At 52.2% G+C, this 14039-nt stretch carries 8 protein-coding genes and 1 tRNA gene; 1 reads left to right on the top strand and 8 read right to left on the bottom strand.

Annotated elements, in window-relative coordinates:
- Positions 1-271: 271 nt before the first annotated feature.
- A tRNA-Glu gene (locus WC959_10825) sits at positions 272-346 on the top strand.
- A 186-nt stretch (positions 347-532) separates the two neighbouring features.
- Here WC959_10825 and WC959_10820 read toward each other — a convergent pair.
- The 8 genes from WC959_10820 to WC959_10785 all read right to left on the bottom strand — a co-directional run bounded on the left by WC959_10820 (position 533) and on the right by WC959_10785 (position 14034).
- Entirely contained in the window at positions 533-772 is a 240-nt protein-coding gene (locus WC959_10820; GenBank protein MFA5689621.1) for a hypothetical protein, read from the bottom strand.
- Between the two features lie 108 nt (positions 773-880).
- A complete protein-coding gene (locus tag WC959_10815) occupies positions 881-1114 on the bottom strand; it encodes a hypothetical protein (protein ID MFA5689620.1) in 234 nt (77 codons plus the stop codon).
- Between the two features lie 16 nt (positions 1115-1130).
- Complete coding sequence (locus tag WC959_10810) at positions 1131-1442, bottom strand: hypothetical protein (protein MFA5689619.1); 312 nt, start codon at positions 1440-1442, stop codon at positions 1131-1133.
- Positions 1439-1798, bottom strand: coding sequence for a hypothetical protein (locus WC959_10805; protein MFA5689618.1), 360 nt, complete (start codon positions 1796-1798; stop codon positions 1439-1441). The genes WC959_10810 and WC959_10805 overlap by 4 nt, the downstream gene beginning before the upstream one ends.
- A complete protein-coding gene (locus WC959_10800) occupies positions 1795-3129 on the bottom strand; it encodes a hypothetical protein (protein ID MFA5689617.1) in 1335 nt (444 codons plus the stop codon). Before WC959_10800 ends, WC959_10805 begins: the two co-directional genes overlap by 4 nt.
- Before the next feature lie 14 nt (positions 3130-3143).
- Positions 3144-3629 carry a hypothetical protein gene (locus tag WC959_10795; protein ID MFA5689616.1) on the bottom strand — a complete coding sequence of 162 codons (486 nt, stop codon included), beginning with the start codon at positions 3627-3629 and terminating at the stop codon, positions 3144-3146.
- A gap of 29 nt (positions 3630-3658) precedes the next feature.
- Positions 3659-12418: a PBECR2 nuclease fold domain-containing protein gene (locus WC959_10790; protein MFA5689615.1), complete on the bottom strand. Its 8760-nt coding sequence runs from the start codon at positions 12416-12418 to the stop codon at positions 3659-3661.
- Positions 12418-14034 (bottom strand): hypothetical protein, encoded by a 1617-nt coding sequence (locus tag WC959_10785; protein ID MFA5689614.1) that lies wholly within the window; start codon positions 14032-14034, stop codon positions 12418-12420. The genes WC959_10790 and WC959_10785 overlap by 1 nt, the downstream gene beginning before the upstream one ends.
- Positions 14035-14039 lie beyond the last annotated feature (5 nt).

Raw genomic sequence — 14039 nt, 5'->3', positions numbered from 1 at the left:
CTCATCAATCAGGCGCGATTTATACGCCTTGCCCGCCGTTTTATATCTGCGGCATTGAACCCGCAGATCCTGCGCTCTTGACTCCAGACTCATCGTTTCCATCCCTCCAGCAACAGGGTGTCATCATGATGAGTCAACGAAACAATCCGCCCCCCTCTGCGGCCCGTGCTTCGGTGTCGTTTTTTATGAGTCAATTCGAAGTTATAAAAAAATTATCTTTTGTGTTGCCTTGCCGTACTGGTCTGCTACCTTAGCGCGTTTGTTTCTGAATGACCCCTTCGTTCAGCGGTTAGGACTCCAGGTTTTCATCCTGGCAACACGGGTTCGATTCCCGTAGGGGTCGCCAAACCAGCATATTAACAGCGGTGTAAGTATCCTGTGCTGCAATATTTTTGATTTTATTGTAAAATGATATCTATACAGGAATTTTCAACAAACGGCCGGATAATTTTGGTGGGCAGTGAGGGACAATCTCAACCGCTATACAGTTTTAAAAATTTAGCGTTGGTTGCACTTCGGTTGCTGTCAGACCCTATTCTTTCGGGCCGGAAATGCGCCATCCATACGGAATATAAAACGCCCGGTCATTCAGCATCATTTTTCCGCCAGCGGCGTAATACATAACAGATTTTCGCGGAATGTAAATTCCGGTTTCTTCGGCGACGTAAATGACGCTTTTAGGGTTCGGGCGGAAGCTCCCCTGGCTCACGCAACCGCTCACGCTCGTTAAAATCAGCAACGCCGTCAGGATCGTCAGGATTCGTTTTAACATGGAGCGAGTCCTCGTCTTTTTTATCAGCCCGCGTAAACAGCAATTTTACCACGCCGATAATTACGGCGACGGTAATCGCTGCCCACACTGGCAGGACAGAATCCATTATTAAGCACCTTGCGGGACAGCTTTTTCGAGCGCATCAATCGTTGCGTTGATAGATGGCAAAAGAACATCGTCTTTCGTGTTTTTGCTTTTCTCGATGCGTGCTTTTAATTTTTTCAGCCCGCGAATCTGCAAGCCGATCATTTTTTCAGGCGTCACATAGCCCATCGCCGCCTCGATTATTTTTTCACCGACCAGCGACCATGCTTTTTTTACTGCGTTCCATAACTTCTTCATATCTGCGTGTCCTCTCTTACTTCTTCGCTTCGGCAATCGTCAGTCTTAAATCGCTGATTGCCTTATTGTTTTCTGTAAGCACCTTCTCAAGCGTTTCATTATACCGCTCCATCCGTTCAACATTCTTTGCCTCAGCCTGTCTCAAGGCTCGCCATAACATGGAAAGCGCAAAGCCTTCCACGAGCACCATGAAGCTTAACAGCGTCGGCGCGCTTGAGCATGAAAGCTCATTGGCTCTATCCAGTACATCAATCCCCACCGCCATCACGGATGTTGAAATCACCACCAAGAGCCACACTAACACTGGAAGAGATTGACACCGGTTCATCCTTCACCGCCTTCCAGGTCATTGCCTTCCTCATCGCATTGCGACAGCCCCAGCGTTGAAAGCGCGGTGTGATAATCGACAACTCCGGAGATCGTTGCCGAACCTGTAGAGCCGGTGATGAACGCCGGTGCTTCGGCAATGTCTATATTTGCATGTGTATCGCTCTCCGGCAGAAGGCTAAAATCCGGCTGAACCCACCAGCCGACCAGCCACACTGTACCACCTTGCGAACGTACATAGTTGCCGCCGATGATGGACTTCTCTGCCGCATCTGAATCAGCTTTTCCAAGCACCAGCACCGGAGCAGAGAACGCCGTCAGCGATGAAATTAAAATCAGTGTAATCAGTTTCTTCATTGCACATCTCCTACGATGATTTTTGCTTTGCGAACATTGAACGCGGGCGGTTGAGGCGTCGCCGGATTCCCGAAATAAAACGGTACATTTTGCATCACCGGCAGTTCTTCCGGTGCCGTCGCTGTAGCTTTAATATCGCCATCAATTCCGGCAGTAAGCACCGTGCCTATCTTCTTAAACCACACACGCCGAAATCCTGTTCCAACTAAACTTCCAACTTTCCCAATATTCTCCGACATGTACGACACAGGGCTCAACGCAGTGTTGCCGACGATCGCTCGCAGATTGTCGGAAGAATAAGTATGGAGTGCGACAATATAGCCGTTAGTTGCGGAACCTATGCCTGTCCCATAACCATAAAAGTTTACGTACATATTGTTTGTCGTAATCGTTTCCAAAAACTCCATTTCAACTTCGATTAAAAAATCATTTGTTCCAATGTTTATGTTGCCCTGCGTATAGAGCCGGTCGTCTGCTCCATCAAAATAGTACGCCACGCCAGATGCAGTGTTCGTTAGAGCAGGCTGTCGTGCCACGGTCGGTTGAACCATGTCCATTTTTTCAGGACTCCAGTCCAGCCAGCGGGCGGTCGTCTGTCCGGCTTTGTATGCAGGCAGTGCCGCATCAAAAAGAAAAATCGCGTTCGACCATGTGCTTTCCTCTAAAGACTTATTTAACAAAGCGTAGCTCTTCCCATACTCCAACCGCGACGGATGAATCCAATTCGTCGCCGCACCAAACTCCCACACCTTATTAGTCGTCCACTCAACCTCCTGCTCCACCGTTATTAAACGGTTGCTCACGACCTCAAGGCGCGGACTCGTAACCTGTTTGCATAGCCCGATCTCACCTATCACCGCGTCAATCTCACCGGAAACCTCCCCCACGTCCTCCAGCAGTGCAAGCTCGGTATAGAGTGAAACCCAATCATCACCAGAAGCGTCTTCGTAAAAATATAGCGGGCGAACGGAATCCAAAGGCGACAAGTATATCCTTGATTGATATGTCCCAGAAATCATCGAGGAGGTTAGCACTAAATCGTTCTCGCTAGTCACCTCCGCCGTTTTAAACGTTCCAGCCACCGTCAGATTTGTGGCGGTGCCGCCGGAGTTGTCTACCTTCCCTTTGACTGCGTTCGACAAAGAGTTAAACTGCTCCAGCGTAGGGATGTCCTCAGCCATTATCCCCGAATCTCCAAGCAGACCCGGGTTAACATAAACTGGGATTGCCCCGGGCTTTCCGGGCAGCGATTCAACGCCAAGCGTTTGCGCCGGCAACGGTTGGCACTGGTATAAAAAAGCAATGGTCAGCAGATAGTAAAATGACTTCATTGATTTCTCCCAGATTACAGTTCAAGAAAAGAAATAATGGCCGTGCCGCCGCCCATCGGAGTAAAATACCATGCGCCGCGCTGCGGATCGTAAATCTGTCTCACCATCCAGGGGGCATTCGTGGAAGCTGCTGCGTTCAGGTTATAGTGCGCTGCTGTATCTGTCATTACACACGCGATCACGCCATTTTCGCCAAACGTATCTGTCACCACAATCCAGCCGATTCCATCTGCGCCGGTAACGTGACCGCTCCGGTGCGCCGGCTCAACCGATGCAGTGCCGGACGAGGTCGCCATATAATACCGGGCGGCACTTGAAATCACATAATCCCCGGCAGAAACCTCCCCGGCTTCCCACGGTGCAACAGTTTTTTCGCGTGCAATATCCTTACGCGGAATACACCGGGTTGATCCGGTAATTGTCATTGTCCACTGCGCAGCAGATAGGCACATAGGAACAAAGGCACAAAGGCACATAACTGCAAATAACATCTTTTTCATAAAAAACTCCTCCGCCCTATATACGCATCTCACTCTAAATAATTTTCGTACGCCTTCTTCACGTCACGGTATGGCGGCACGGCGCCCTTCATTATTTTCTCCAGCTCTTTCCACACCTCGCCCCAGTCGCCATAAAGAGCCGCGTTCACCGCCGCGCCGATTGTCTGTGCATCTGCCGCCAGCCCGGCAATCGGAATCATCTCACCGCCGCCAAAACCGCTTTCGCCCGTCAGAAGACCATGCGCCATTCCCTCCTGAATCGCACCAATCACAAGGATTCCGCTCCACGGCCCGACAAGGATGCTTTCAACCAGCTGTATAAAATCTTTCTCGTCGGGCGGCTCGCCCAGCATCCCGCGCCACGCTATCGACACAGCATTATAAAGTCCGGCCAGCAGAACATGGTTGATAAAGGAGGTCTTGAGGAATTGCGCACGAGCGGCGCTTTCTCTATCTGACCCAAACCCCTCAACCTCAAGCGCCGCCCGCCATGCCCGCCAGTCAAATACCTGCTTTGCCCAGAACTGTGACGGCGTTGAAAGAAGTTGACCCAGTGCGCGCCCAAAGCTCCCGCCGTGGCGCTGCCATTCGGGCATATTCATAATGCTGCCGGACTGCTGACTCATCTCAACCAGACGCCACAGCTGATCCATTGCCCATGACTTTGCCTCTTCGCCTTTCATTCCCTGCTGTGCGGCATCATTCAGCATGGCGCGATAATAACCCTGCCCAAAAATCAGCGTCGGCATAATGTCGCCATACTCGGTCGGGAACCGCCCAAAGCGCTTATATCCTTCCCAGAACGTCATTCCCTTTTCGTTTAAACCGGAAAGAATTTCGCGATCAACCTGCGTGAACCCTTCGCGCCGGCGCGTTTTAGCATGCTCGCTGTTCATGATTTCGCGCATCGTTGCTATGCCCTCCGGGGTGAACGCTGTCGCAATATGGCGCATGAAATCCCATCCCGGCACATACATCGCAAATGAGGGAATACTTGTAACCTGTTTCGGGAACAGGCTGAGATTCCAGCCCAGCCGTGTAACGGAAAAGAAATTCACCAGACTGTCAATAGCCTCCATCCGGCCGCTGGTCACCGGCTGGCCGCTGATCGTATCTCTTAAATGTGTTATCAGCTGCTCTGCAAACCGAGCCCCGTGCGTCAGCTCGATCGCCTTCATCAGTTTCTGATCGTTAAAAATCCGTGCGACCTGCTGATGGATTCCTGCAAATTTAATAAAATGCTGGTTCGATTCCAGCCGCCGCATATAAATGCTCACAATATCTGCGCTCTCATCAAGGTCACGTGTGCTGAACACGCGCGGCGTCAGACTTGGAGGAACCACCGGCATTGTAACATGCAGCGACGACATCGGCGGCGCCATATAGTCCACCTTGGCCGGAATGTAGAGCGGATCGGGAGGCTGAATCACAAAGCCGGTAATCTGTTTGTTGACTTCACTCAGCTCCGGGCGGTTCTGGCGGTAATAATCACGAAACCAGTTCAGCAGTTCAAAATCCTTCGGGCTCACTTTCCGCAGCGCGGCAATCATTTCGCTCTCCATTGCCAAACGCTGAGCCAGAAAAGAACCCTCCTGTACCGCGCGCACCGCCTGATACACCTGATAGCCGGACAGCTCCATGCCGTTTTTCAGCCGGTATTTTATAAACTCATCTGCATCCTGATACAGGCTTTCTGCAACCGCCTCAATGCCGTGCCGTTTAATATACTTAACAACATCCCCGCCGTGCATTGCTTTCAGCACATCACCAATTTCCGCAATCGCTTCGGCGCGGCTGCGTATATCCTGCTGTGCCAGCATTCCCAGCATCTGCAGAATCTGTGCGCGGCTCAGCTTCTGGCCATACAGGCTGAACCGCTGAAACTCTTCGCTCGGCGTCATCAGCGCCCGGACTTCGTTTTCGGCAAACCGGACACCGTAAATCCGCCGTAAGGCTTCGCCGAATGCCAGATTATCATTCGCCGTACTGTTGTTTTTCTGGAAGTTTGCGCTCGCAATATCAAAGGATATTTTCTGCATTAACTCCTGCGCCGCTTTTCGATCAGCACCTTTGCCATAATTGACCAGCTCCAGCAGACGGTGCTCGATCATGTAAACCTGAGAGTTTCCATCCGCCCACCACTCTTTCGGCGAGCGTTTATTATACCCCTCTGTTTTACGGCGCGGCAGCGTTTTTATGAGCGCCGCCTGAATCTTCCCGGCTTCCGCCTTTACTTTCTCACGGCGTTCCTCCTGCGCCTTTAACTCAGACTCCAGCCGTTCATTCAGCCAGTTGACGGCATCCGCCCGTTCCGCCGGTTTTTTATATTTAAATGCGCCAAACCGCTCCAGCATGTTATACCGGTCAATCGTATCCTGCAGTGCGTCATCCAAATCCGTTCCTTCCGGAAACGCGGCGCGCAGTGTATTCGGATTATTGATCCGGTCGTGCAACATCTGCATCTCTGTTTCCACCGCCGCCGGAGACATAAACAGAACACCGGCATGGTCGGTCGTCCCGCGAATATGCCGGAACATTTTTGTTGCCCGCGCATTCACCGCCCGGCTGATCTCCTGCTGCCGGTATTTCAAATGCCCGCTAAACTGCTTCGTAACCTCCAGCACATGATCAATCTGCCCCTGCAGCGTCTCATAATCCTGCGCATTTAACATCTGCTGCAGAATGATTGACGCCCGTCTCTCCAGCGCACTGCCAAGTTTAACATTGTCCAGCGAGTTAATCCGGCGCTCAATCACATCCCGCCGGAATCCATACGTCAGATCCGCCGCCATTTGCCCTAAAATGGTTTTCAGCGTTTGCCTGAATTCCGCCACCGCTACCGGTGAACACATTGCAAGTGATGAAAAGCGCACAGGGCCAATCACGCCCTCTTTTTGCAGTTCCATCACCACTGCGCTGCGCAGCCTGAACATGAAATCATCGACCCTGACTTTATAAATCTGCTCCGTTTCTCCGTTTAAATCCCGCACGATCGGCGTACCGGATTCAACCGCCTTCTCAAACTCCGCATCAGAAAGCGGTTTTCGTTTCAAAAGCTCTGCCGGCGGTTTACGCTCTGCCACCTCCAGATCGAGCTTTTCCAGCAGACGGCGCGGATCCAGATTGTATTCCAGCAGCTTTTCGGCATTCATCCCCACCCGCGACGTCAGCAGCATCTGCGCCGCCTTTTCCTGTTCATAACGAACTTCCGCCGCCGCCATTGCCGCAATCCGCCCGCCCTCGCGCCCGGCGCGGTAAACCTCTTCAACCTGCCGGTTAAACCACTGCCGCGCCATTTCATCGCGAATAAACCGGCTCACCTGTGCATTGTTCTTAAAACTGTTTTTCTGCCGCAGTGTCGCCGCTGCCGCAGCAGTCGCCATTGAAAGCACTTCATTCACCGCTGCATCATTCATGCCGGCGCCCATGCTTTTCAGAATATTGCGAACTTCTGCCGCCTTCTCTGCATCCGTTTTCGGAAACCACTGTCCGCGCTGTTTACCTTTGCCCTGCTTTACGTTAAACGCGCCGTTATAAATCTGCCCTGCGATGTACACCGCCGCTGATTGATACGGATCGTTGCGCTGCTCGATGGAAAACCGAGCTCCCGGACTGAAATTATCAGGATAGGAAAAACGTCTCTGATTGTCCTTGTACCCTGCCATCATATCATCTAGCTTGATGGTTGAAGCTGACGGGCTATCATCAAGGCTGTTATCAGCATGGGTGATTAATTTGACGTCAGCTTTATCTATTCCATCTAAAGCAACATCGTACAGTTTTCTAACGTCGCCGCTTTTGTCATAATCAGTTATTTTTTTGACGGTCAGTTTTGCACGATATACCTCACCATTCAGCATTACCGGAGCAAACAGCCGGTTGATTCGCTCAATTTCAGATGCACCGCGCGCATCGTCATGTGAATATACCGCGACTGCCGTCCGTGCAATTTCCGGCAACGCTTCAATTAAACTTAACGCACCGGGGATTCCAGACGTTGATAAAGTGTTGACTGTTTTTTGTCTTCCGGAGCCGGTAAAACGTAGATAAAAACCGCCATCCTCATTTAATATATCGCCGGCGTTTTGGATCTTTTTATAAATTTCGTATGCCTGCTTAATATTAATTTTTTCGCCGGACAGAGCAGTAATCGGGAGTTCTGTATCTCCTGAAACCGAAAACCGAATGTCTGGATTGCCGGGATCGAATGTGCCGGTGTTGTCCGTTGCGCTTTTTACCTGCGTTGAATCATGAACAACAATTATGTGCATATCCGGATCAAAATATGAATCATATCCTAATTCTGTATAATGTCCTTCATGACTTAACGCTGTTTCGCGCTCTGCGCCGGCCATTTCACTGATACGGAACGGTCTTTCCGCTTTTAAATAAACTTCTAAAACCCGACCGCTTTTGCCGGCATAACGTTCCGCAAGTCTGCGATCTGCTGTAAAATAGAACCCTTCACCAAGCCGCGTACCGTTTTTATTTTCCTGTTTTAAAAATTCATTAAAATCAGCATGAGTCCCATGATAAACCACCAATGGCTTGCCGGACGCATCCACCACTTTTGAATCTCCGAACCAGCGTTTGAACTCCAGAGTATCCACCGGTGGCGCGACCGAAAAACGGGGTTGACTCTCACCGGCAGATGGTGTCTTATTCTCATTGGCAGGCTGGTTCCGCGGCGAGCCTAAACGTTCGCTCAGTGCGGTGGTCTGAAAGACCAGCCTGCCGTTTTGCATTATTACCTCCACCTGTTTCTCTTTTTTCATGTGGTTGGTGATAACAATGCGCTCACCATCTTTACTGATTGCAACTGACAGAAACCGCCGTTTTTTATCCCCGTCAATAAATGCTTTTAAAAATGCCCACGAACCGCTTGGCTGCTCAATCACCACAGCTGGATCAGTCAAAGTGCTGTGCATCATGCCCAGTTGCCAACTGCGCCTTTTTGCTTTGAGCTTTTCAAACTGGTGCTCTCCGAGCTTTACTTGACCAACAGGAGTATCAACCCGGCCATCAGGGAACAGTCTGCCCCATTCTTCGCGCGAGAACTCAACCTCCGGTGCCGGCGCCGCAATGTCATGCAAAGCGTCAACAAACCGATCGCCGCCAATCGAGAATCGCGGATCCACCAGCTCCGTCATCGCGCGCTCATATTGCTCCGGTGTAATCTCTCCGCGCTGCACTTGATCCAGCAACTGCTGCTCCAGCTCCGCCTGCTCCTTTGCACTCTCGCGTCCTTGTTCCCGCCCCTGAACGCTGTCCTCAAACGCCTCCAGATAAGCCCGCAGCTCCGATGTTGAATAATCCGCCTCCTGCCTGCTCAGCGCCGCCACCTCATCCGCCATTTCATCCAGCGCCAGCCCTTTGCCTTTTTTCCCGCGGAACCGCTTCGGGATCGCCGCATATTCATCCGGATACGATTCGCCCGGCTTTAACTCCGGCATTGCAATCCCGCCGTTCTCCATCACCATGCGAATAATCGGATCGCCATCCATCAGCTGCTTAATACGCGCTTCATTCTTTTTGCGCCACTCACGCGCCTCTTTCTCTTCCTGCTTACGAATCTGCTCATCGGCCGCGTTCTGAATCGTTTCAACCAGTCCTTTGTCTTTAACCGCTTTGCCCTTTTCATTCACCCACTGCCCTTCGCGCCGGATGAACGTCTTGCGCTCCAGTTTCACCGTCGTGCCGTCCGGATAACGCACATCAAACCCGTGTGCAAACTGCAGAATATCCTGCGCCACACGCGCCACATTGCGCGCCGCAATCGTTTCCGGCAGATCCAGACCGAACTCTGTATTGATCCACTCTTTAAATCGTTCCCAGACTTTCTTTTCCTGCTGTGTATCGCCGAGTGAGTTGCTTTTCCCCGCCAGCCCGACCAGTCGCGACAGATATTCCGCCACAATTTCAGAATCAGTTTGATTGTGGTAAAACTCCGGAACCTGACTTTTAATAAAATCCATCCCCAGCTCTTTTTTCACGCTGTCGAGAAAACGCTGCGCCTTCGGGTTCAAATCAAGGCCGCGGTGTCCGGCCGCTTCATGCCACCACTGTTCGCGCGCATCCTGCGCGTTTTCCAGATTCTCACCCACCAGAACAATCGTGCGGCCGTCCAGATTCACCGCTTTAATTTTTTCCCCTTTCGCCTGTTTGGCGAGTTCCGGGAACTGGTCGATTGCCTCCTGCTGCGTTTCAACATACACGGTTTTCAGACCCAGCGCCGAGCCGTAGGCATCCATGTCGCCCTGCACCAAACCAAACTTCGGGCCGATAAACACATCCGTCTCATCTTCCTGCGCGAGCTCATGTTCGAGCTGCTGCTTATAGCCCTCAATGGCAAGCTGCTGCCGTGCCATAATCGCGTCAACATACTGCATCTGATTGCGGATTCCATCGAGCGCACCGCCCGGATCCTCATAGCCCTGCTGCTGCAGATATTCTTTCAATGAATTTTCAATCGCCTCAGGACTTGTATTGGACGTTTCCTGTGCTTTGGCGTATAATTCAGGGTTTATTGTTTTAAACAGCGCTTCTGCGCCGGAAACTGCCTCCTGAGATGTAGAAAAGTTTTCGCCGGCGCTGCCTTCAACAATCTGCAGCTTACCGTCCGCGCCCATCGCCGTTGCGTGCCAGCGCCCGCTGAATGTACCATCGTCATTCTGCTGCGATGAAAACCGCACAGATCCGCTGTCGGGCACCATTCCGAGCATATCCATTAAACGAACCTGCTGCACAATACTGTCCGGATATTGATCCGTGCGAAGCCCCTGCTCATCCATCGCATTTAGCGCCCGCCGCGCTTTCTGAACCGACTCATACACTCCCGCCGGCGACTTGATCGAATGAATGGCGTCACGAAATTCCATTGGAACAAACGCCCGCAGTGTGCCTTCGCGCGCCGCCTGTGCCATGCTGGACGAAAACCCGCCGGCGGCCGTCACAAACGGCATAATCGCCGTCGCCTGCCGGGCATCAATCACCGCATCGCGCAAATTATCTGTAAACTCGATTCCTTCGGATTCAAAAAACAGGCGTGCCGTCTCCATGGCCGCAAACTCAATGCCTGCCTGAATATACTCTTCACGCAGCTCCGGCCATACCGCCCGCCGGTAATAATTTCCAAACGCATACAGAAACTCTTTCGGTGCGCTTTTTTTTCCAATATATCGCGCAAGATTCGGCGCCTTGCCGAATGTGAATATTTCCGACTGCTCTGAAATGGCATACGGAACCGCTGCAATCGCAGAAATCAGGCGCGCGTCGGAAAGATTCATCTTGTGGTCATAAACCAGCCGCTGCTCCAGCTCCGCCTGAAACGATCCGTATGTGCTGGCCATCATCAGCGGAACGCCGACAACCGGAATCTGCGCCAGCATTGCCAGCGAAACCATATCCACCGTCGTCCCGATTCCTTCCAGCGTAGTCTCCGCCAGCCAGTTCAGTCGCTTATACTGAGGCGCCGCAACCGCTGCAGCTCCGTATTTAATCCGGTCGAGCCGCGCCTGCTGATAAGCCGGCAGCAGGGTTTCGCTAAAGTTTTCCAGCAGCTCCCGTGCATCCTTTTCCATTCGTTCTGTCTGGCGCTTCCGGGCAGCGTAATCCTGTCCCGATGCACCGCGAGGAGCCTCTTTCCGCCGCATCAGTTTCACAACCGCTGCAACGGCATCCTCTGCAACCTCCGGACGAACGCCCCCATTTTCATCCAGCAGTTTTTCAATCGGAAATCTGCTTTCCAGCTCTCTGCCGATCCGCGCCGCCATCGTGCTGATGTCAAACAAATCAGAGCCGAGATTGCGCATCGAACGAAATGTATTTTCCCAGCGCCGCGACATCTGTGCAGTTGCCGATGGAAGAATTCGCCGGACAAAACCGGCATCCGATTCCGGAACCATTGCCAGCGCCATTGAAAGACCCCAGCTGTAGGCATCTGGAGACATCGCCAGCAGCTCATCCCGATACGCATTCACCACATCCGAGACCCCCTGCTCGCCCTCTCCGCGCGCGCCACTCAATACCGCCAGCCATATCTCCTGCTCTTTGCGCGTCAAAACCCGCTGTGCTTCCTGAATCATATCCGCCGGCGACCGGCCAAACCGTTCATTTAATTCTGTTTCAACTGCCGCTGTCGTTTCTGTCGGGTTGTCTCGATCGACCGGCTTTTTAGACTCTTTCTTATACCGCTCCATCATGTGCGCCGGAACCGGAACAGTAACGCCCGGCGGCAGACCGGCATTCACGCCGGCATACAGTCCGCTATATAATTTTGCGTTTTCTTTCTTCCGCTTTGAATCTTCCTTTTCAACCGCAATGTCTGTCAGCTTATCAACCGGCATGCGCAGCGCTCGCTGCAGTTCTGTATCATCATAAATGCGCCCCAGCCGTCCCAGAATCTCTTTCTCCGCCTCTTCAATCGACATCGGTTTGCCAAGCGCCTGCTTGATGAGATCGTCCGTTGAACGCACGAGTCTCGGCACAGACATTCCGCCCATCAGTCCGGTATAAGAAGATGGATTCCGATTCGGCTCTCTCTCCACGAGCGTTGGAGGCGCATCAAAATCCACACCATCGGTATCAAATCCCCACGCAGAAATAACCGAACGGACAAGCGCCGTGCGCTCTTTTTCAGGAATATATTTTCCGGATTTTGTATAGTCGTATATCTGTTTTAATGGATCTCGCGGCATCGCACTGCCAAACGAAACATGCTGATCCGGTGTAATAGGCTCAAACCCCTCCGGCAGCTCAATCGGCACAAACCCCTCCGGCAGCTTACCCATTATCGTGCCTCCCTGATTGTTCCGTCGCTAAAGTAATACTCCATTCTTCCGGTTTTGGAATTCATCCTCTGTCCGAGAGGAATGGGTGCATTCGTCTTCAAGTATTCCGCCTGACTCTTATTGATTGTGTCCTGCAGCGTTTTCGATCCTGCCGGCGAATGAGCCTGTCTCATATTTGCTATGAAATTTTTAACACCGTTCTTTTCCTGAATGTCTTTGATGTAATCCTGTTTAAAAAAGTCCTCTACCGCCTGAGCGTGCGTTGATCCTTTTTTCATACGGTTAACAACAAACGTATCCAGATCATCGAGAGCAGTTGCCAGTGTGTTATAAAATTCGCTGGCTGGGTCTTTTAATGGATTCTTAGAATGGCCGTCGCCATATGAAAGAACTTTCGGCTTCCAGAATCCGCGCTGATTGGCATCAACCATCATTTTAGTCAACTGCGCAGACGCCGCATCCTGCATCCGCTTATATTTCTCGTCCAGCCCTGCACGAGGTTCGATCCATTTATTCAGCCACTTTTTCGCCGGTGCGCTGAATCCATCCAGCCGCTGTAAATGCTCCAGCATTTGAAAGCCGTCCGGATCATTATCCGGATCATACGCCGCCAGCGCGGCACTGAACTCCTGTGCCGCCTGCATTTCAAACTCCGGTGCAATCAGTTCATACCGCCGCGCCGCCAGCTTGCCCCTGATTTCATCCGTCACTCCCTCCATGGTCAGAATCTCTGCCGGCGTCGGCAGGCGCTGATGCTCAACAACAAAACTCCTCACCGCCTGAACGCCCTGCCGCTGCCGGGTATCCTCTTCCGCTTTATGCCGGTGATGCGCAAAGGCGCGCTCCCTGCCGGCCGCCTCTAAAAAGTCGCCCCTCTCTTTTTCATCCAGATGCTCAAACCCCGCTAAATCCTTCTTAAACTGCTCATATGCCGCATCAGCTTCCTCCGGCTGCATCTGCTTCATCGCGCCGATCAAATTATTTGCCTGCGTCTTATCCGTTGCCTTTAAGTTCGCCGCCACCATCGCCTTGGTTTCTTCCGGCCCCTTGCCGCGCGCCTGCGCGATATTGCGTGTAGAAAGCTCTACGCCGCTGTAATCGCCGGCCGCCATTGCAGTCGTGATTGCATTTTGCTCTTTTGCTACGGTTTCCTGGGTGGATATTTCCAGCGTCCGGCGGATCACATTATTTTTCGCCTGCATCGAAAACGCCGGCATACTCTGCTCCAGCAGCCGGTAATGATCTTTCCACCGGATATTCGGCGCGCCGCCCTCGCCCTTGCCGGAAATATACTTCTGCAGGCGCGGTTGATATTCGGCATAGATTTTCTCAACCTCTTCCGGGCTGCCCGTTTGCAGTGCACGGCCGTTCAGCTCGGTCAGCACTTTCTGATCAAAAGCTTTGAACGCCGCGTCGTCGGCTTGAATTTCAATCCGTTTGTTTTTTTCAAAATGTGCGTCAACCACCGCATTCAATGTGTGTGCCGCCCGGCGTATACTCTGCCCGAATGCCGCATAGCCCGCGCCCACGGCGTGCGCCGCACTGTCCGGCGCCAGCGGCCGGTGCGCATCTGCCCGCCCTGTATCCACTCTGAAATCAAACTGTGCTTCTGCCATACCGG

Source organism: Kiritimatiellales bacterium (assembly GCA_041656295.1).
GTDB lineage: Bacteria > Verrucomicrobiota > Kiritimatiellia > Kiritimatiellales > Tichowtungiaceae > Tichowtungia.
Note: the sequence above shows the minus strand (reverse complement) of the source record. Positions and strands in the feature narration are given on the sequence as shown.